Source organism: Streptomyces sp. Je 1-4 4N24 (assembly GCF_026239515.1).
GTDB lineage: Bacteria > Actinomycetota > Actinomycetes > Streptomycetales > Streptomycetaceae > Streptomyces > Streptomyces nigrescens.
In genome coordinates this window covers 1,918,441-1,938,090 of sequence record NZ_CP110836.1, presented here as the reverse complement: position 1 = coordinate 1,938,090, position 19,650 = coordinate 1,918,441, and the positions used below count along the sequence as shown (strand labels likewise).

At 70.9% G+C, this 19,650-nt stretch carries 19 protein-coding genes; 8 read left to right on the top strand and 11 right to left on the bottom strand.

Annotation, left to right across the window (positions count from 1 at the left end; genetic code table 11):
• Window positions 1-212: 212 nt before the first annotated feature.
• From SLV14N_RS08230 to SLV14N_RS08215, 4 genes are all read right to left on the bottom strand, one after another.
• Window positions 213-1,670: a catalase gene (locus tag SLV14N_RS08230; protein WP_221174746.1), complete on the bottom strand. Its 1,458-nt coding sequence runs from the start codon at window positions 1,668-1,670 to the stop codon at window positions 213-215.
• Window positions 1,671-1,877: 207 nt separating this feature from the next.
• Window positions 1,878-2,111 carry a thiamine pyrophosphate-binding protein gene (locus tag SLV14N_RS08225; RefSeq protein ID WP_259670183.1) on the bottom strand — a complete coding sequence of 78 codons (234 nt, stop codon included), beginning with the start codon at window positions 2,109-2,111 and terminating at the stop codon, window positions 1,878-1,880.
• A 4-nt stretch (window positions 2,112-2,115) separates the two neighbouring features.
• Complete coding sequence (locus SLV14N_RS08220) at window positions 2,116-3,012, bottom strand: 2-hydroxy-3-oxopropionate reductase (RefSeq protein WP_263268804.1); 897 nt, start codon at window positions 3,010-3,012, stop codon at window positions 2,116-2,118.
• A gap of 31 nt (window positions 3,013-3,043) precedes the next feature.
• The gene (locus SLV14N_RS08215) at window positions 3,044-3,886 is read right to left on the bottom strand and encodes a TIM barrel protein (protein WP_263268802.1); all 843 of its coding nucleotides are present in this window, start codon (window positions 3,884-3,886) and stop codon (window positions 3,044-3,046) included.
• A 135-nt stretch (window positions 3,887-4,021) separates the two neighbouring features.
• Between SLV14N_RS08215 and SLV14N_RS08210 the strand changes: the two genes are divergently transcribed.
• The 7 genes from SLV14N_RS08210 to SLV14N_RS08180 all read left to right on the top strand — a co-directional run bounded on the left by SLV14N_RS08210 (window position 4,022) and on the right by SLV14N_RS08180 (window position 10,318).
• Window positions 4,022-4,291: a hypothetical protein gene (locus SLV14N_RS08210; RefSeq protein ID WP_263268800.1), complete on the top strand. Its 270-nt coding sequence runs from the start codon at window positions 4,022-4,024 to the stop codon at window positions 4,289-4,291.
• Entirely contained in the window at window positions 4,288-4,668 is a 381-nt protein-coding gene (locus tag SLV14N_RS08205; protein ID WP_127153685.1) for a helix-turn-helix domain-containing protein, read from the top strand. Before SLV14N_RS08210 ends, SLV14N_RS08205 begins: the two co-directional genes overlap by 4 nt.
• 213 nt (window positions 4,669-4,881) lie before the next feature.
• Window positions 4,882-5,394 (top strand): 2-oxo-4-hydroxy-4-carboxy-5-ureidoimidazoline decarboxylase, encoded by a 513-nt coding sequence (uraD, locus tag SLV14N_RS08200; protein ID WP_208687769.1) that lies wholly within the window; start codon window positions 4,882-4,884, stop codon window positions 5,392-5,394.
• Entirely contained in the window at window positions 5,391-5,807 is a 417-nt protein-coding gene (gene uraH / locus SLV14N_RS08195) for a hydroxyisourate hydrolase (RefSeq protein ID WP_127153687.1), read from the top strand. The genes uraD and uraH overlap by 4 nt, the downstream gene beginning before the upstream one ends.
• A 7-nt stretch (window positions 5,808-5,814) precedes the next feature.
• On the top strand, window positions 5,815-6,771 hold the full coding sequence (pucL, locus tag SLV14N_RS08190; protein WP_208680389.1) for a factor-independent urate hydroxylase: 957 nt from the start codon (window positions 5,815-5,817) through the stop codon (window positions 6,769-6,771).
• Window positions 6,772-7,161: 390 nt separating this feature from the next.
• Window positions 7,162-8,565, top strand: coding sequence for an 8-oxoguanine deaminase (locus SLV14N_RS08185; protein ID WP_263268797.1), 1,404 nt, complete (start codon window positions 7,162-7,164; stop codon window positions 8,563-8,565).
• A gap of 301 nt (window positions 8,566-8,866) precedes the next feature.
• The gene (locus SLV14N_RS08180) at window positions 8,867-10,318 is read left to right on the top strand and encodes a nucleobase:cation symporter-2 family protein (RefSeq protein ID WP_263273065.1); all 1,452 of its coding nucleotides are present in this window, start codon (window positions 8,867-8,869) and stop codon (window positions 10,316-10,318) included.
• A 110-nt stretch (window positions 10,319-10,428) separates the two neighbouring features.
• On the opposite strand, the gene SLV14N_RS08175 is transcribed toward SLV14N_RS08180, so the two are convergent.
• Complete coding sequence (locus SLV14N_RS08175) at window positions 10,429-10,983, bottom strand: TetR/AcrR family transcriptional regulator (protein ID WP_208680387.1); 555 nt, start codon at window positions 10,981-10,983, stop codon at window positions 10,429-10,431.
• Window positions 10,984-11,057: 74 nt separating this feature from the next.
• Between SLV14N_RS08175 and SLV14N_RS08170 the strand changes: the two genes are divergently transcribed.
• A complete protein-coding gene (locus tag SLV14N_RS08170; protein ID WP_263268796.1) occupies window positions 11,058-12,128 on the top strand; it encodes an FAD-dependent monooxygenase in 1,071 nt (356 codons plus the stop codon).
• Between the two features lie 44 nt (window positions 12,129-12,172).
• Here SLV14N_RS08170 and rocD read toward each other — a convergent pair whose 3' ends face one another.
• The 6 genes from rocD to SLV14N_RS08140 all read right to left on the bottom strand — a co-directional run bounded on the left by rocD (window position 12,173) and on the right by SLV14N_RS08140 (window position 19,598).
• Window positions 12,173-13,420, bottom strand: a complete 1,248-nt coding sequence (gene rocD, locus SLV14N_RS08165) for an ornithine--oxo-acid transaminase (protein ID WP_259670182.1) — start codon at window positions 13,418-13,420, stop codon at window positions 12,173-12,175.
• Window positions 13,421-13,484: 64 nt separating this feature from the next.
• On the bottom strand, window positions 13,485-14,660 hold the full coding sequence (locus SLV14N_RS08160; protein WP_208680385.1) for a M20 family metallopeptidase: 1,176 nt from the start codon (window positions 14,658-14,660) through the stop codon (window positions 13,485-13,487).
• On the bottom strand, window positions 14,657-15,805 hold the full coding sequence (locus SLV14N_RS08155; protein WP_208680384.1) for an amidohydrolase family protein: 1,149 nt from the start codon (window positions 15,803-15,805) through the stop codon (window positions 14,657-14,659). Before SLV14N_RS08155 ends, SLV14N_RS08160 begins: the two co-directional genes overlap by 4 nt.
• Window positions 15,795-17,192, bottom strand: a complete 1,398-nt coding sequence (locus tag SLV14N_RS08150; protein ID WP_263268794.1) for a glutamine synthetase family protein — start codon at window positions 17,190-17,192, stop codon at window positions 15,795-15,797. Before SLV14N_RS08150 ends, SLV14N_RS08155 begins: the two co-directional genes overlap by 11 nt.
• Entirely contained in the window at window positions 17,189-18,637 is a 1,449-nt protein-coding gene (locus SLV14N_RS08145; protein WP_263268792.1) for an APC family permease, read from the bottom strand. The genes SLV14N_RS08150 and SLV14N_RS08145 overlap by 4 nt, the downstream gene beginning before the upstream one ends.
• A 115-nt stretch (window positions 18,638-18,752) precedes the next feature.
• Window positions 18,753-19,598: a MurR/RpiR family transcriptional regulator gene (locus SLV14N_RS08140; protein WP_208680381.1), complete on the bottom strand. Its 846-nt coding sequence runs from the start codon at window positions 19,596-19,598 to the stop codon at window positions 18,753-18,755.
• Window positions 19,599-19,650 lie beyond the last annotated feature (52 nt).

The window sequence follows — 19,650 nt, the reverse complement described above, 5'->3', positions numbered from 1 at the left end:
TCGGGCGCGACAGGACATCGCACCGCCGGACGGAGATGGGGGGAGGAGGCGGGCTCCGCGGCGGGGGAGCGGCTCACCCTTCCTGTCGGGCGAGCGCTGCCACCGCACTGCATGCTCCCCGTATGCCGCGGAGCCCACGCTCCCGCTCCGTACCGGCCGGCCACCCCTCAACGGGCCGGGCCGGTACGGACGCACAAGGAACTGACCTCCCGTCAGTCCTCGCGCAGTTCGCGGACCCTGGCCTCGACGCGCTTTCCGTAGTCGGGGTCGGCGGCGTGGAAGTGAGCGAGGTTCTTCTCGATCACATCGTCGCGGCTGACCTGGGAGAGACCGCCGGCGATGTTGTTCACCAGACGCTTCTTCTCGTCCTGTGACATCAGCCGGTAGAGCTCACCGGCCTGGAAGAAGTCGTCGTCCTTGGTGTGCGCGGGGGCCTCATGGGTGCCGACGTGGCCGTTGACGGCGAGCGGGGCGGAGAGCGGCCGGTCGGTCTGCACCGGACCGCTGTAGGAGTTGGGCTCGTAGTTCTTGGCGTACCGGTCGTAGCCGTTGGTCGCCATGAGGCCGTCCCGGCCGTAGTTGGCGGCCGTGGTCGCCTTGGGGGCGTTCACCGGCAGCTGGGTGTGGTTGACGCCCAGGCGGTAGCGGTGCGCGTCGGCGTAGGCGAACAGCCGGCCCTGGAGCATCTTGTCCGGGGACGGGCCGATGCCCGGCACGAAGTTGTTCGGGGAGAACGCGGACTGCTCGACCTCGGCGAAGACGTTGTCGGGGTTGCGGTCCAGGACCAGCCGGCCCACGCGCTGCAGCGGGTAGTCGCTGTGCGGCCACACCTTCGTCAGGTCGAACGGGTTGAAGCGGTAGTCGGCCGCCTCGGCCGCCGGCATGATCTGCACATACAGGGTCCAGGAGGGGTACACGCCCCGCTCGATGGACTGCAGCAGATCGGTCTGGTGGCTGTTCGGGTCCTTGCCGGACAGCTCGGCGCCCTGCTCGGCGTCCAGGCAGCGGATGCCCTGGTTGGTCTTGAAGTGGTACTTGACGAAGAAGGCCTCGCCCTCGGCGTTCGTCCACTGGTAGGTGTGCGAGCCGTAGCCGTTCATGTGGCGGTAGGAGGCCGGGATGCCGCGGTCGCCCATCAGCCAGGTGATCTGGTGGGTCGCCTCGGGGGCGTGCGCCCAGAAGTCCCAGACGTTGTCCGGCTCCTGCTTGCCCGTGAAGGGGTCGCGCTTCTGCGAGTGGATGAAGTCGGGGAACTTGATCGGGTCCTTGATGAAGAACACCGGGGTGTTGTTGCCGACGAGGTCGTAGTTACCCTCCTCGGTGTAGAACTTCAGGGCGAAGCCCCGCGGGTCCCGGGCCGCGTCCGGGCCGCCGAGGTTGTCGGCGACGGTCGAGAAGCGGATGAACGTCTCGGTCCGCTTGCCGACGGTGTCGAGGAAGTCGGCGTGGGTGAAGCCGGTGACGTCATCGGTCACCTCGAAGTAGCCGTACGCCCCGGAACCACGGGCGTGCACGACGCGCTCCGGGATGCGCTCACGGTTGAAGCGGGCGAGCTTCTCCAGCAGGTGCTGGTCCTGGAGGACGATCGGGCCGCCGACGCCGGCGGTGGCGGAGTTCTGGTTGTCGGCGACGGGGGCGCCAGCCTCCGTAGTGAGAAAGCGCGCCGTCAGCGTGGGCTTCGACATGGTGACCTTCCGTACGAGAGCGCGGAAGTTGGCTTCCGCATTGTCGGAGCGTAAGAAGCACTCCGACCAAACGTCAACAGTTTGTTGAAACAAACCTGGGGGGTGTCCGAGGGTGTTCCGGACGGCGGCCACACCTGGGCGCGACAGGACAAGTGTCGGCGCGGCCGCCGCCCGGAAGCGGAGGGGAGGCGTCTAGACGGCCCGGACCTCCAGGAGGACCGGCCGCCGCGTGGAGACGGCTTCCTTGAACGCCATGTGTGCGGCGGCCTCTTCGCGGCGCACCGGCAGCCGCCCGATACCGCCGGCCTCCATCGCGGCATACAGCGGGAGGAGGGCGGCGCCGGAGCAGCCGAAGACGGTCTCGACGCCCTCGTCCTTCATGATCTGGACGGCCGCCCGAACGGCGGGAATCCGCTGCACCGCCATGGACTCAGCTTTCGGTGGTGTGTCCGGAGAGGCGTTCGACGCCGCGTAGGAGGGCGGAGTGGTCGAGGCCGCCGTCGCCCTGGGCGCGGAGGGCGGCGACGAGTTGGGCGACGACGGTGCCGACGGGCAGGGCGGCGCCGACGGCGCGGGCGGCGTCGGTGACGATGCCCATGTCCTTGTGGTGCAGGTCGATGCGGAAGCCGGGCTTGAAGTCGCGGGTGGTGAAGTTGTCCTTCTTGCGGGCCAGGACGGTGGAGCCGGCCAGTCCGCCGCCCAGGACGTCGAGGGCGGCGGGCAGGTCGACGCCGGACTTCTCCAGGAAGACGACGGCTTCGGCGCAGGCCTGGATGTTGACGGCGACGATGAGCTGGTTGGCGGCCTTGACGGTCTGGCCACAGCCGTGGGGGCCGCAGCGCACGATGGTTTTGCCGAGGGTTTCCAGGAGGGGGCGGGCGGCGTCGAAGTCGCTCTGTTCGCCGCCGACCATGATGGACAGGACCGCTTCGATGGCGCCGGCCTCGCCGCCGGAGACGGGGGCGTCCAGGACCCGGATGCCCTTGTCGGCGGCGGCGTGGGCCAGGTCGATGGAGGTCTGTGGGGTGATCGAGGACATGTCGATCAGCAGGGCGCCGCGGCGGGCGTGGGCCAGGATGCCGTCGGGGCCGTAGGCGATGGCCTCGACCTGGGGGGAGGCCGGGACCATGGTGATGATGACGTCGGCGTCGGTGACGGCCTCGGCGATCGAGGCGGCCGCGTGGCCGCCGTTCTTGGCGAGCCGCTCCAGCTTGTCGGTCTCCAGGGTGTAGCCGGTCACCGAGTAGCCGGCCTTGATCAGGTTCTCGGCCATGGGCGAGCCCATGATGCCCAGACCGATCCACGCGATCTTGGGAAGATTGCTCATGAGGTGCCTCTTTCGAAGAGCTTGCGGCGGGTCAGGAGTGGGCTGCGCGCCGGGCGGCCGGGAGCCAGTCGAAGGCCTCGGCGCCGGTACCGTCGCCGGACTTGTACTCCAGGCCGATCCAGCCGTCGTAACCGGCCTTGGTGAGGCGGTCGAGCAGCGCGGTGAAGTCGAGGTCGCCGGTGCCGGGGGCGCCGCGGCCGGGGTTGTCGGCGATCTGCACATGCGCGGTCCGGTCGGTGTAGCGGTCGATGACCTCGTCCAGGTCCTCGCCGTTCATCGACAGGTGGTAGAGGTCCATCAGGAAACGGGCGTTGTCCAGGCCCGTCGCCGCATTCACCGCGTCCACGACCTCGATCGCCTTCGGCGCCGAGACGATCGGGCAGCGCGGCGACTCGGGCGCGTTGAGCGCCTCGATCAGCAGGGTGCCGTCCACCTCCGCCACCGCCCGCGCGGCGAACACCAGGTTCTCCAGGGCCAGCCGGTCCTGCTCGGCCGGATCGACGCCCTCGACACGGTTGCCGTACAGGGCATTGAAGCTCGTGCACCCCAGCGAGCGGGCGAACTCCACCGCCACCGGCACATTCGCCCGGAACCTCGCCGACTCCTCACCCGGAACCGACAGCGCACCACGGTCCGGGCCCGGCAGCTGCCCGGCGTAGAAGTTCAGCCCCACCAGCCGCGTCCCCGCGTCGTTGAGCGCCGCGCGCAGTGCGTCCAGCTCCGCCTGCTCCGGCACCGGGGCATCCACCCACGGCCACCACAGCTCCACCGCCGTGAAACCCGCCGCCCGCGCGGCCGCCGGCCGCTCCAGCAACGGAAGCTCGGTGAACAGGATCGACAGATTGACGTTGAAGCGCGTGTCCGGGAAACCCATAACGGCGGCGCTCCTTCCGGATAGTGGAACTGTTTTTCTGCTTAATGGAACACTGCCTGGCGGGCTCGGAGGCTGTCAAGGGGGCCCCGGGGCAATTTCTGGTGGCCGGGCCGAACCGCGCGTAGGTTGAGCGGCGTGCGATTGAGAGTGGAATTCACGACGGAACCGTTCGACCTGGACGAGGCGCCGGCGCATGCGGTGGTGGCGCGGGACGTCGTCACCGGCGCCGAGCTGGACGCCGTGGACGTCGGCCCGTTCGGCAATACGGCCGAGGGCGACGCCGACCGGGTGCTCGATGCGGTGAACGCCCTGCTGCGCGAATCCCTGCAAGCGGGTGCCACCAGGGTCTCCCTGCAGGTCAATGTCATCGGTGAGACCGGGCCGGGCGAGGGGGACGCGACATGACGGATCCCGCCGACCACCCCTTCGTCCAGGCGGTCAAACCGCTGGTCGACGCGATGGGTGGACAGATGGTCGCACCCGACCTGGCCGAGGGCGACGATGTCGTCCTGGCCTGGGAGGGGCAGGACCGGGTTGCCGTACGGCTCCCGCATCTGTCGGACTCGCTCGATCACCTCCTCGCCGAGCTCCAGCGCAGGCACGGGGTGCCGCTGGCGGAGCTGGACCGTAAGACCAAGCAGTCGGTCGTGCGGATTCTGGAGTCCCGCGGCGCCTTCTCGGTCCGGCACGGAGTGGAGACGGTCGCCGGCGCTCTCGGGGTGAGCCGCTTCACCGTGTACAACTACCTGAACAGGGAGAACGCCGCGAAGGACGCCGACTGAGGGCAGTCGGTCCGCGGCCCCGTCCGGGCCGCCGGAGCCGCCGTCCCGCAGCACCGGACGGCGGCTTTTGTGTCGCCGAGTTTTCAACAAAGTGTTGACGTGATGTTGCCAGGGGTCTTAGCTGTTTCCAGCCAAGCAGAGCTGTCCAGCACCACCAGGCCACGGAGGCTTCCCGTGTCTTCGAGTTCACCGCGCTCGACGGGGGACACCCCCGTGCCCCCCGCGGGGCTCACCCGCTTCAACACCGCCGACGACGGTACGGCGCGTGCCGCACTGCACGAGGTGTGCGCCAGTCGGGCATGGGGCGAGCGGATACTCACCCGGCGCCCCTACGCCACCACCGACGCCCTGTTCGCCGCGAGCGACGCCGCGATGGCCGAGCTGACCGCGGCGGATCTGGCCGAGGCGATGGCCGGGCACCCGCCCATCGGCCGGCCGAAGCCGGGCGACCCGACCTCGCGCCGCGAGCAGAGCGGGATGGCGGGCGCCTCCGACGCGCTCAAGGCGGAGATGCTCGAACTCAACCTGGCCTACCAGGAGAAGTTCGGGCATGTCTTCCTGATCTGCGCCTCCGGCCGCACCGGGGAGCAGATGCGTGACGCGGTCCGTAACAGGATCGACAACACGCCGGAACAGGAACGAGAGATCGTTCGTGCGGAACTCGGCAAGATCAACCGCATTCGTCTGACCCGTATCGCGGAGCACGCAGAAGGAGACGCAGCATGAGCAGCGAGACGGCTGCACCGACGTCGGTGTCCACCCACATCCTGGACACCAGCGTGGGCCGCCCCGCGGAGGGCGTCGCCCTCACGCTCTCGGTGCGCTCCGGCAGCGACGGCGTCTGGACCGCCCACGGCGCGTCCACGACCGACGCGGACGGACGCTGCAAGGACCTGCCGGCCCTGCCGGACGGCACCACCCATGTGCGCCTCGACTTCGCCGTCGAGGAGTACTTCGTTTCAAACAAGCACCGCGCTTCACACCAGCAAGCCGAGGAACAGCAGGACGCCCCCCGCGTAAGGGACAGCGGAGCTTTCTTCCCGGAGGTGGCAATCACCTTTGCCGTCCAGCCGGGCGAGCACTATCACGTACCGCTGCTGCTCAACCCGTTCGGCTACTCCGTATACCGAGGGAGCTAGCACCGACATGACAGCCCATTCCCGCCCGGCCCGCCCGGTGATGCTCGGCCAGAACCAGTACGGCAAAGCGGAGAACCGCGTCGTCAAGATCACCCGTGACGGCGACACCCACCACATCAAGGACCTGAACGTCTCGGTGTCGCTCTCCGGCGACCTGGAAGAGGTCCACCTCTCCGGCTCCAACGCCCACTGCCTGCCGACGGACACGACCAAGAACACCGTGTACGCCTTCGCCAAGGAATACGGGATCGAATCGGCCGAGCAGTTCGGCATCCACCTGGCCCGGCACTTCGTCAGCAGCCAGGAGCCGATCCACCGGGCCCGCATCCGGATCGAGGAGTACTCCTGGGAGCGGATCGCCACCTCCGACGCCAACTCCCGCTTCATCGGCGCCGACGAGGTCCAGCACTCCTTCGTCCGCAAGGGCCAGGAGACCCGCCTGACCGAGATCACCTACGACGGTGAGCAGTGGCAGGTCATCTCCGGCCTGAAGGACCTCGTGGTGATGAACTCCACCAACTCGGAGTTCTGGGGCTACATCAAGGACAAGTACACGACCCTGAAGGAGGCCTACGACCGCATCCTCGCCACCGAGGTGTCCGGCCGCTGGCGGTTCAACTGGACCGACGACGAGCAGCGGATGCCGAACTGGGAGCGTTCGTACGAGCAGGTCAAGAAGCACATGCTGCAGGCCTTCGCGGAGACCTACAGCCTCTCGCTCCAGCAGACCCTGTACCAAATGGGGGCGCGCGTCATCAACAACCGTTCCGAGATCGACGAGATCCGCTTCTCGCTCCCGAACAAGCACCACTTCCTGGTGGACCTGGAGCCGTTCGGGCTCAAGAACGACACCGCCGAAGGAGCCGTGTACTACGCGGCCGACCGACCGTACGGCCTGATCGAAGCCACTGTTCTGCGCGACGGTGTCGAGCCCAAGATCCCGGTGGATCTGACGAACCTCTGAGCGGCTCCGACGCAACGCCGTGCCGTGCGTTCCCCTCCCCACCCCGCAGCGGGGAGGGGAGCGCACATCCTGAGGGGAACGACCCATGGCACAGCACTCGCACGACCCGCACCACTCCGTGTCCCCGGTCCATCCGGTGGACGAGAAGCCGGCGGCCAGGCGGCTCGTCCCGGCCGCGCTCCAGCACATCGCGGCCATGTACGCCGGTGTCGTCACCCCTCAGCGCCGGAGCCCTGACCGCGGTCAGGGCTCAACCTGTTCTTCCACCATCTCGGCACCCGGAGCACCCCACGGGCAGCGGTACTGTCAGCCGCCTCGTCCGGCTCCGGCACTCAAATCCCCTAGGGCCATGCCGTGCCCACCGCCAGTACCGAAAGAAGGAACCGCACCATGGCTGCACCGGCATCCCCTGACAGCGCGGTGAAGCAGCGCCTCGTCATCGAGAACTGCGCCATCGCGACCGTCGACGCCCACGACACCGAGTACGCCACCGGCCATGTGGTCGTCGCCGACCGCGTCATCGAGTCGGTGGGCGCCGGTCCGGCCCCCGAGGGCCTTCAGAACGTGGTCCGCCGGATCGACGGCACCGGGCACCTGGTCACGCCCGGTCTGATCAACACGCACCACCACTTCTACCAGTGGATCACCCGGGGCCTGGCCACCGACCACAACCTGTTCAACTGGCTGGTCGCGCTCTACCCGACCTGGGCCCGTATCGACGCCCCGATGCTCGCCGCGGCCACCCAGGGCTCGCTCGGCATGATGGTCAAGGGCGGCGTCACCACCGCCTCCGACCACCACTACGTCTTCCCCCGGGGCTCCGGCGACCTCGTCGGCGCGGAGCTCGCGGCGGCCGCGGAGATCGGTGCCCGGATCACCCTGGCCCGCGGCTCCATGGACCGCAGCGAGAAGGACGGCGGGCTGCCCCCGGACTTCGCCGTCGAGACCACCGAGGGCGCGCTGCTGGCGACCGAAGAGGCCATCGACACGCACCACGACGCCTCCTTCGGCTCGATGGTGCACATCGCCGCCGCACCCTGCTCACCGTTCTCCGTCTCCACCGAACTCATGCGGGAGGGCGCCGCGTTGGCCCGCCGTAAGGGCGTACGGATGCACACCCACGGCTCGGAGACCGTGGAGGAGGAGAAGTTCTGCCATGAGCTGTTCGGCACGGGCCCGACCGACTACTTCGAGTCGACCGGCTGGCTCGGTGACGACGTGTGGATGGCGCACTGCGTCCATATGAACGACTCCGACATCGCCGCCTTCGCCCGCACCGGCACCGGCGTCGCGCACTGCCCGTCCTCCAACGCCCGCCTCGCGGCCGGGATCGCCCGGGTCCCCGACATGCTCGCGGCCGGCGTCCCGGTCGGCCTCGGCGTCGACGGCACCGCCTCCAACGAGTCCGGCGAACTCCACACCGAGCTGCGCAACGCGCTGCTCATCAACCGCCTCGGCGCCCACAAGGAGGCCGCCCTCAACGCCCGCAAGGCGCTGCGGCTGGGCACCTACGGCGGTGCGCAGGTCCTCGGCCGGACGTCCGAGATCGGCTCGCTGGAGGCCGGCAAGCTCGCCGACCTGGTGCTGTGGAAGCTGGACGGCCTCGGCCACTCCTCCATCGCCGACCCGGTCACCGCGCTGGTCTTCGGCGCCGCCGCGCCGGTCACCCTCTCCCTCGTCGGCGGCCGGCCGGTCGTCGAGGACAACCACCTCAGCAACGTCGACGAGGACGCCATCGCCCGCACCGCGCGAGCGGAGGCACAGCGTCTGGCCCGGATCGCCGCCGAGGGCTGACCCCCACGGCGCGGTCTCACGACCGGCGCACACCCCAGACTCGGCCGGGAGGGACGGCTCCCGGCCGGGCTTGTGGATCCGAGCGGGATCCACAAGCGCCGGACCCCGGGGGTGCGGGAACTCCCGTACCCCCGGGGCCGGTAGGCCCGGCCACCACCGTTCACGCGCCACAAGCGCGCCCTGCCGCACCACGCTCACCAGGCGACTTCCCGCGGTACGCACCACATGGCAAGCCCTCCGTGACAGCCTCGCTCGCCGGCCCCGGCGACGCAGAAAACGAAGGAGGCCCGCAGTGGCCGCAATGACCGGGCAGAAGTCGGAGGGGGACCGGAAGCATCCGGTCGACGAGACCCTCCCGCCCTTGAAGATGTTCACCAGCGGCCTCCAGCATGTGGCCGCGATGTACGCGGGTGTGGTGGCCCCGCCGATGATCGTGGGCCCGGCCTGCGGGCTGAACGCCACCGAGACCGCCTTCCTGATGGGCGCCAGCCTCTTCACCGCGGGCATCGCCACCCTCCTCCAGACCCTCGGCTTCTGGAAGGTCGGCGCCAAGCTCCCCTTCGTCAACGGTGTCTCGTTCGCCGGTGTCACGCCGATGGTCGCCATCGGCAAGGCCCAGGGCCCCGGCAACGCCCTCCCGGTCATCTTCGGCGCGGTGATCGTCGCCGGTGTGCTGGGCTTCCTCGTCGCGCCGTACTTCTCCAAGCTCGTACGGTTCTTCCCGCCGGTGGTCACCGGCACCGTCATCACCCTGATCGGCGTCTCGCTGCTGCCGGTGGCCTTCAACTGGTCCCAGGGCGGCAACGACCGGGCCCCGGACTACGGTTCGCTGACGAACATCGGGATGGCCGCGCTGACGTTCCTGATCGTGCTGGTGCTGCGCCGGGTGCTGCGCGGCTTCCTCCAGCAGATCGCGATCCTGCTCGGTCTGATCGCCGGCACGCTGATCGCGATACCCGTCGGCATCACCAACTTCTCGGCGCTCTCGGAGGCGTCCCTGGTCGGCTTCCCGACGCCGTTCCACTTCGGCGCCCCGCAGTTCGACATCGCCGCGATCGTCAGCATGTGCATCGTGATGCTGGTCTGTATGACCGAGTCGACGGCCGACATGCTCGCCCTCGGCAGGATCGTCGGCCGCCCGGCGGACGAGCGCACCATCGAGGGCGGACTGCGCGCCGACACCCTCGGCACCGCCCTCAGCCCGCTGTTCAACGGTTTCGCCAACAGCGCCTTCGCCCAGAACATCGGCCTGGTCGCGATGACCAAGGTGCGCAGTCGCTTCGTCGTGGCGACCGGCGGTCTGATCCTGATCGTGCTGGGGCTGTGCCCGGTGGCCGCCTCGGTCATCTCGCTGGTCCCGCTGCCGGTCCTCGGCGGCGCCGGCATCGTGCTCTTCGGCTCGGTGGCCGCCAGCGGTATCCAGACGCTGGCCTCCGCCGCGATGGAGAAGGGGGACAACGCCCTGATCGTCGCGGCGGCCGTCGGCATCGGCCTGATCCCGATCGCCGCCCCGGACTTCTACCACCACCTCCCCAAGGACCTGCTGGTCGTCCTGGACTCCGGCATCAGCACCGGCTGTCTGGTCGCCATCGTCCTCAACCTCGCCTTCAACCACTTCGGACGGAAGACGGCGGACGGGGACGCCGCGGACGACACGGCCGTGGACGCCCATGGCGCCCCCGAGTCCCCACCGCAACCCGTCCCCGGCACCACGGACGAGGCCGGCGCACCCGCGGCGGCGCCCGCCCACTGACGCCGGGGCGGACCGACGGCCCGTGGGGGAGCGGCATGCGGCGCTCCGCCACGGGCCGTCGGGCGTGACGGGGGCGGTGTGCGGGGGTGCGGCCTGCGGCCTGCGGGCATTCAGCCCAGCAGTCCGCGCAGCAGCTCGCGGATGCCCGGTCCCGGGTCGAAGTCCTCGGTGGGGAAGGCAAGTTGGTGGAAGGCGACACCGTCCATGTAGTCGAAGAGGATCTCGCAGTGCCGCCGAGGGTCCGGTGAGCCGAAGCGCCGCAGCCACTCCGCCCCCCAGCCGACGACGGTCTCGCGGCCGCGGGTGAGCGTCGGGCGGAGTTCGGGCCGGGCGGTGGCCTCCAGGTAGAGCGCGAAGCGGGCGGCGGTCCTGGCCCGCTCGGGTCCGGTCGCGTACTGCAGGAACCGGGTGACGGCGTCGGCGAGTTCACCGGCGTCGGCCGGGGCGGCGGCCGCGGCGAAGTTCTCCCAGTCGCGGCGCTCCAGGACCTGGAGGTGGTCGACGATGCCGTCGATCAGGGCCGCCCGGTTGCGGAAGTAGTTGGAGGTGGTGCCCGACGGCACTCCCGCTGCCGCGTCGACGGCCTGGTAGGTCAGCCGCCGCGCCCCCTCGCTCCCCAGTACCTGGATTCCCGCGTCCAGTACCTGCTCCCGCCGTCGTGCCACCCTGAGCGCCCTTCGCCGTGACTTTTTACTATGTTTGTAGTGTCGATCTACTACAGACATAGTACCGTGCCGGTATGACCCGGAAACAGCGCACGGCGGCCGTCGTCGGCGGCGGCATCGGCGGGCTCGCCACCGCCCTCTCCCTCCGTAACAGCGGCTGGTCGGTCGACGTCTTCGAACGCGCCCGCCGGCTCCCCACGGCCGGTACCGCCCTCGGGCTGTGGCCCACCGCGCTGGGCGCCCTGGACGCCCTCGGGGTCGGCGCGCAGGTGCGCTCGCTGAGCCGGCCGCAGACCTCGGGTGCCTTCCTGCGGCCCGACGGTGGCCGGATCGCCACCCTCGACGTCGACGCCATGAAGCGGCGCACCGGTGAAGTGGGCCGCCTCATCTCCCGGCCCGATCTGCTCTCCCTCCTGCAGGAAGCGGCGGGGGAGGTCACCTTTGGTGAACGCATCGAGGACCTCGGCGCGCTGGACGGCTCGTACGACGTGGTGATCGCGGCGGACGGCCTCAACAGCGCGGCCCGTACGGCACTCTTCGGCCCGCGCCACCGGGCCCGGTACGTCGGCGCGTCCTCCTGGCGCGGCACGGTCGACGGGGAGATCGGGAGCATCACCGAGACCTGGGGCGAGGGCCGCCGCTTCGGCATCACGCCCAGCTCGGGCGGCCGGACCAACTGGTTCGCCTGTGCCGTCGTGCCCGAGGGACAGCGCGACCCGGGCCGGGAGGCCGCCACACTGCGCGAGTGGTTCGGCCACTGGCACACCGGAGTGCGCGACATCGTGGACCGGCTGACGGAGGCCGAGGTGCTGCGCCTGGACCTCTACTACCTCGATCCGCCGCTGCCCTCCTACGTCCGGGACCGTACGGTCCTCATCGGCGATGCGGCCCACGCCATGACCCCGGACCTCGGCCGCGGCGCCTGCGAAGCGCTCGTCGACGCCGTGGAGTTGACGCGGGCCCTGACGGCCGCGCCGGATGTGCCGGCCGCGCTGCGTGCGTACGACCGCGCCCGGCGCCCGGCGACCCAGCGGCTGGTGCGTACCGCGCGGCTGATGAACCGGATGGCCCACGCCCGGCGGCTGCCCGGCCTGCGGAACGCCGCGATGCGGACCGCGATGACGGTCGGCGGTGCGCTGGGCTGAACCGGGCCGCCGTTCCATCCGACGGCCCGGCACGGCGGATCGTGTCAGGGGCGGGGCGCGGCGAGCACCTCGGCGAGCTGCTCGGTCATCCAGTCGAGTTCGTCGGCCGCGATGACCAGGGGCGGGGCCAGGCGGATCGTGGAGCCATGGGTGTCCTTGGCGAGGATGCCCCGGGCCAGAAGCCGTTCGCAGGCCTCGCGCCCCGACATGAGCTGCGGGTCGATATCGATACCGCTCCAGAGCCCACGGCTGCGGACGGCGCGCACACCGTGGCCTATGAGCGCTTCGAGACGCTCGCGGTGCTGCGCGCCGAGCCGGGCTGCCCGCGCCTGGTACTCGCCGGTCCGCAGCAGTTCGACGACGGTGTGGCCGACGGCGGCGGCCAGCGGGTTGCCGCCGAAGGTCGAGCCGTGGTTGCCGGGCCGGATGACGCCGAGGGTCTCGCGGCGGGCGACCACGGCGGAGAGCGGCACGATGCCGCCGCCGAGGGCCTTGCCCAGGATGTACATGTCCGGGGTGACCCCTTCGGCGTCACAGGCGAAGGTGGTGCCGGTCCGGCCGAGACCGGACTGGATCTCGTCGGCCACGAACAGGACGTTCTCCCGGCTGCACAGCTCACGCACGGCCGGGAGATACCCCTGCGGCGGGATCACCACGCCCGCCTCGCCCTGGATCGGTTCCAGCAGCACCGCCACCGTGTGCTCGTCCACCGCGGCGGCCAGCGCGTCGGCGTCTCCGTAGGGGACGGTACGGAAGCCGGGCGTGAACGGGCCGAAGCCCTCCCGTGCGTCGGGGTCCGTCGAGAAGCTCACGACCGTGGTGGTGCGCCCGTGGAAATTTCCGTCGGCGACGATGATGTTCGCCCGGTCCGCGGGTACGCCCTTGACCTCGTAGCCCCACTTCCGGGCCACCTTGAGCGCGGTCTCCACGGCCTCGGCACCGGTGTTCATCGGCAACACCAGGTCCATCCCGGCGAGTTCGGCGAGGTCCCGGCAGAACGGGCCGAGGCGGTCGTTGTGGAAGGCGCGGCTGGTCAGGGTGAGGCGTTCGAGCTGCTCCCGGGCCGCGGCCAGCAGCCGGGGGTGCCCGTGGCCGAAGTTGAGCGCCGAATAGCCGGCCAGGCAGTCCAGATAGCGCCGTCCGCCGACATCGGTCACCCATGCGCCCTCGCCGGAGGAGAGGACCACCGGCAGCGGGTGGTAGTTGCGGGCGGTGACGGTCTCGGCGAGGTGCAGGTGCTGCCGGGCCTCGGGGGCGAGCGAAAGGTCGCCGGTGGTGTCGGTGGCGGTCATGTGCGGGTCCTCGTTCCTGAATACGCGGGTGCGGGGGGCGGGAGGTGCCAAGGGCGTGGGGGTGTCAGTGCTGTGGGATGAACTGCTCCGCGGCGGCCAGATAGCCGGCGAGCAGGGCGTGGGCGACGTCCCGCACCCGTTCGTCGGGCGGCAGGAACGTCGGGGAGTGCAGTTGCTCGGTGCCGCCGTGCGTCCCGACGAACAGCATCAGTGCGGGCATCCGTTCGGAGAAGTACGAGAAGTCGTCCGCTCCGGCGGACCGCAGGTCGGCGTCGACCTTCAGGCCGAGTGAGGCGAGCAGCGGCCGGGTCGCGGCGGTCAGCGTCGCGTCGTTGTCGAGTACCGGCTCGCCCCGGGTGATCCGGACGTCCGCGGTGCAGCCGTACGCCTGGGCCACCAACTCGGCGGTCTCCACCAGCCGTTCATGGATGACCTCGCGGTCGGCCGTCCGCATCGCGCGCAGGGTGCCGCGGGCCTCGGCGGAGCCGGGGACGACGTTCGCCGCGGTCCCGGCGGCGAGCGTGGTGACGCTCAGCACGACGGAGGACATCGGGTCGATCCCGCGGCTCACCAGGCTCTGCAGGGCGACCACGACATGGGCGAGGGTGACGACGGGGTCGCGGGTGAGGTGCGGGTAGGCCGCATGGCCGCCGCGGCCCCGGACGGTCACGGTGAACTCGTCCGCCGAGGCGTTGACACCGCCGGCGGTGCAGGCGACGGTGCCCGCCGCGAGCAGCGGCTGGACATGCGCCCCGATGGTCGCCCGGCACTGCTCCCGTTCGAGGATCCCGTCCTTGGTGACGTCCTGTGCGCCGGAGGGATAGGTCTCCTCGCGGGGCTGGAGCACGGCGAGCAGCGGGGCCGGGCCGCCGGCCCGGTCCACGGCCCGCGCGAGGGCGACCAGCGCGGCCAGGTGCACATCGTGACCGCAGGCGTGCATCACACCGGGGTGCTGCGACGCCCAGGGCACACCGGTCTCCTCATGCACCGCCAGGGCGTCGAGTTCACCGCGGACGGCGACGGCCGGACCGCTGCCGCCGACGCGGACCACGGCGCCGGTGCCGGCGACCTCGGCAGCGGTGTGCCCGCCGGGCAGCGCGGCGAGCACCAGCTCGCGGGCCGCGGCCTCGTCGCCGGACAGACAGGGCCGGGAATGGAGCTGATGGCGCAGCTCGACGGCGTCGTCCAGCTCCCGTTCGAGTTGTGCGGCGAGCGCGGTCAGCGTGTGGTCGAGGCTCATGCGCCGTCCTCCAGACCGTAGACCCGGCGGGCGTTGTCGTGTCCGATCATGCGGGCCACCCGGACCGCCTCATCGAGGTCCCATTCGCCGCTGCCGACCCACGGTGCCATCGCCCGCAGCATCCCGCGCCGCCACAACAGCGCGCCCAGATGGTGCAGTTCGGGCGGTCCCCAGGCGTCGCTGGAGAAGAGGATCTTGGCGAACGGGGCCAGCTCCAGCGACTCGGCCACCACGGCGTCGGAGCGCACACCGGTGTAGTTCACACCGAGCCCGACATCGAAGTAGACATGCGGGAAGACCTGCGCCAGATAGCCGGCGTTGCGGTGGAAGGGGTAGCAGTGCAGCAGCATCAGGTCGACCCCGTACGGCTGCACGCTCCTGATGAACCGGGTGAGCAACAGCGGGTCGCAGCGGTGCAGTTCCACATCCGGATCGCCGTAGCCGGCGTGCAGCTGGATGGGCAGCCCCCGGTCGACGCCGGACCACAGGACGAAGCGGAGCAGCACCGGGTCGGTGACCCGTACTGTGCTCGTGCGCGCGCACTCGGCCAGCCACTGCCCGGCCGCTGCGGCCACCTCGTGGTCGGTCGGCCGCCCGGGGTCGAAGTCGAAGCCGAACCGGTAGGCGACGATGCTCTTGAGGCCGACCGCGTCGGTGGTCCGTGCGGCGAGGGTCTCGCGGAACCGCTCGGGCAGCTCCGCCGCGGCCACACCGCTGCGGGCCACGTCCTCCAGCACGGACTCCAGCCGTACGACCTCGTCGACGGGGCGTCCGGAGGCACTGGCCATCTCGTCGGTGCCGAGGATCTCCGCACCCCCGTAGCCGGTCTCCAGCAGGTAGTGGCCGATACCGGAGGCCGCGAGCAGTCTGCGGGTGACCTCTGCCGCTCCCAGCTCCCGGCGCCGGGCGAGATAGGCCTCCGGCGCGGCGTGCGCGGCCAGGCCGAGGACCGGGGCGCACCAGCGCCGCACCGCGAAGCCGATCTGCGAGTCGAACTGGGTCATCCACGGCGGGACCGGACGGTCGGACTCGGTGAGCATCAGCTCCAGTCCGGCGCGGTCGGTGTCATCGCGGAGCGCGCCGTGGACATGGTGGTCCACGAGCGGCAGTTCGGCGATCGCCGCCGCCAGGGCATCAGTAGACATCAGCGACCTTCCGGATACGTGCGGCGTCGTCCAGCCCGGCCAGCTGCGCGAGCTCGGACCGCTTGACCGACAGATGGGTGGCGAGGAGCCGAGGGTCGAACCACGACCGCACGACATCGTCCGATTCGAGCGCGTGCAGGGCCTCTTCGAGGGAGGAGGGGAGGGCGGGGACACCGTCGAGTACCGAGGCGTCGGTGTCCTCCGGCCACACCGTGGGCTCGTCGTAGTCGCGGACCAGGCCTTCCAGCCCGGCGCGGAGGAGCACGCCCAGGGCGAGCCAGGGATTGGCGGTGGCGTCCGCCGCGCGGTACTCCAGGTGGAACTGCCCGGCGGCGTCGCCCCCGGCGAGCTGAGTCGTGGGGCAGATCCGCAGCAGCGACTCCCGGTTGCGCTCGGCCAGGAAGATCCCTCCGGCGCTCCACCGGTGGGGGGTGAGCCGGAGGAAGGAGACCGGGCTCGGTGCCGTCCAGGCGGTCAGGGCCGGTGTGTGGCGCAGGATGCCGGCGGAGAACCGGGCGCCGAGCGCGGAGAGGCGGCCCGGACGCGAGGGGTCGAAGAGGAGCGGACGGCCCTCGGCGTCCTTCAGGCTCAGATGGAGGTGGACCCCGTTGCCCACCCCGTCGGGGGCGAGGAGGGGCGCGAAGCTGACCGGCAGACCACGGCGGCGGGCGAGGTCGCGCACCAGCTCCTTGAGCAGCACGGCGCGGTCGGCGGCGGACATCGCGGTACCGGGGCGCAGGGTGATCTCGAACTGGCCGTCCCCGTATTCCGGGAGCCAGTTCTCCGGCTGCAGCCCGGCCTGCTCCAGGAGCCGTACGAGGTCCGAGCCGAAGGGCTCCGCCTGGCGGAAGCGCTGCAGCGAGAACGGCGGGCTCGTCGGCAGTCCGCCGAGCACGAATTCGTGCTCGATCGCGGCGACCACCTCGATCCCGGTGCGCTCCCGCAGCTCCTCGACCGTGTCGCGGAGGAAGGTGCGCGGACAGCAGGGCCAGGGCTCCCCGTCGGGCAGGGTCTGGTCGGCGAGGTAGAGCCGGAGGGCCGGGGTGTCGCCGTCCGCCGGGATGTCGATCCCGGTGGCCGGATCGGGGACCAGCCGCAGGTCGCCCCGCGAACCGAAGACGTTATCGGGCGCGATCGGACCGAACGCGGAGATCGCGAGATCGGCCGGGACCCATCCGGTGCCGGAGCGCAGCGCGGAGGCCTGTTCCGAGGAGGGCACGGCCCGCCCCCGCACCTGCCCGGCCAGATCGCAGGTGGCGACGAAGACGGTGGCGGCGTCGGTCATCGGGGGTTCCTCGGGTGCGGCGCGGAGGGTGGGGGAGGGCTCGGGGACGGTGGCGGGACCGAGGAGTCCCGGCTCCTTCCCCGTCGTGTGCACCAGGGTCATGAGGGCACCTTTCGGTTCGGGTCGGTCGGGTGCGCGTCGGTGACCAGCACGCTGGTCATCCGGGCGCCGATGCGCCGGGTGAGGGAGGGCGCCGCGAGGACGACCGCGACACCGGTCAGACACCAGGCTGCGGCGATCCAGGGGAAGTAGGTGTACGGCGCACTCTGGCCGGTCGACTGCTGGAGGAAGACGAAGCCCAGATAGCCCAGCCCGGCGACCGGCACCACCAGTTCGTAGCGCGGGATGCGGCCCCGGCCGGAGAGCGTGAAGACGATCACCCCGACCCCGGCGACCGCGTACACCACCAGGACGCACAGCACGCCGATGGTGGCGTACCAGTAGTACGTGTCGAAGGCGGCGGCCCCGGTGCCGTACATCACCGCGGTCAGCGCCGCCGCGACGGCGCCGCACACCCGCAGTGCCGTGGTCGGGGCACCGGTGACGGGATGGGTACGGGCGAGGGCGCGCGGCCCGAAGCCGTCCCGGGCCAGCGCCTGGACCATACGGGCGGCCGCCGCCGAGGAGGACAGCGCGGCGGCGAAGGCGGAGGCGACCGCGGTGAAGGCGATGACGAGCGCGAACCAGGTGCCGATGTACTGCCCGGAGAGCGTCGAGAGGGCCGACTCGGCCTCGCCGAACTCGCGCACCCCCTGGGCGTCGGTGCCGAAGCCGATGGTCTGGGCGAACATCATCAGGACGTAGAGGCAGCCGGTCAGCAGCACGCTGCCGGCCAGCGCGCGGGGGATGTTGCGCTTGGGGTCGGCGGTCTCCTCACCCAGTGACGCGCAGGCCTCGAACCCGGCCCAGGACAGGAAGGCGAAGACGGTGGCCGTCATGACCGCGCTGTACGTGGTGCCGCCGGCGGTGAACACCGAGAGGTCGAGGCTCTGGTGCCGGGGCGCCGATCCCGTGGTGGCCCGCCCCATGATGACGGCGGCGAGCACCAGCATGGCGAGGATGCCGATGCCCTCCACGATCAGCAGGGTGCGGGCGGTGGTGCGGCCGTCCCGGGAGTTGAGCGCGGTGACGCCGAGGGCCGCGAGGAACGCGACGGCCACCCAGGGCACGGTGGACCGGATGCCCATCGCGTGCAGGAAGGCCTGGGCGAAGACACCGGTCGCGGCGAGAGTGCAGACGAGAAAGGCGAGATAGGTGCCCAGCAGGGCGAAGCCGCCGAAGAATCCGGCGCGGGGGCCGATGGTGGCCCCGGCCAGGGCGTAGACGGAACCGGCCTGGTTGAAGTGCTGGGTCAGCCGCCAGAAGCCGTAGGCGACCAGGCCGACACCGAGCAGGCCGAGCAGGAAGACGAGGGGAACGGCCTTGCCGACCGTGGTTGCCACTCCGGCCCCGTTGAGGCCCATGGCGAGTGTCGGCCCCATGAGGCCGACGGAGAGGGTTAGCGCTTCCCACAAGCGCAGCTTGCGTGTTCGAGGGGGATTCGACACAGGGCGCTCCGAGGAGGAGACGGGGCTGAGTCCACAGCAGCCCGAGCCCCGTCATGAAACATACGTTCCAGGGAGCGCGTCAATAGGAGTGCATGAAATATTCATTTCATGGCCGTCATTCCATGGTGCGATCGCCCGACGCCTCCTCAGCGGCCCTCATCCGCTCCTCCGCCGCCGTTCCCAGCCGTACATGCACCGCGGCCACCAGCGCCTCCACCACCGCCACGGGCGCCACGATGCTGTCGAACGGACTGGGTGCCTCGACCCGCACGGGCAGCACGACATCGGCGAACTCGGCCACGGGCGACAGCCACGGATCGGTGAACAGCACGACCCGCGCACCGCGCTCCTGCGCGAAGCGGGCGAGCTCCACGGTGTCGCGCTGATAGCGCCGGAAGTCGAAGACCACACACACCTCGCGCCGTCCGAGATCCACTCGGAAGCCGCCGTCCCCGCCCGGGGCCGGTATGTGCACCTGCGTACCCGGGCGCAGCAGCCGCAGATGCAGATCCAGGTACTCGGCCAGAAGACGGGAGAACCGCCCGCCGAAGCTCACGATCCGCTTCGCCGGGTCACAGATCAGCTCGACCGCCCGGTCGAACTCCTGCTCCGGCAGCGCGGCGAAGGTATGGCTCAAGGCCCCCCGGCCGACCTCCGCCGCCGCCTCGACCAGGTCCGAGGTCGGCGAGGTCTTGCTGATCACCGGCCGCAGGGTCAGCGGGGAGGCCCGGCGCGCCTGCACCTCGTCCCGCAGCGACTGCTGGAACTGCCGGTAGCCCTCGAAGCCGAGCCGGGCGACGAAGCGGACCACGGTCGGCGGGCTCACCCCCGCCCGTCCGGCCAGCCCGGACGTCGACTCCAGGCCCGCCGCGGGGTAGTGCGCCATCAGCGCGCGGGCGATCTTGCGCTCCGCGGGCGACAGGGAACCCTGGACCTGCCGCAGACGCTCGGCCACCGTCATCCCCGGCTCCTGGCCCGCGCTCGCATCCCCGCTCGCGTCCCCGCCCGTGGCC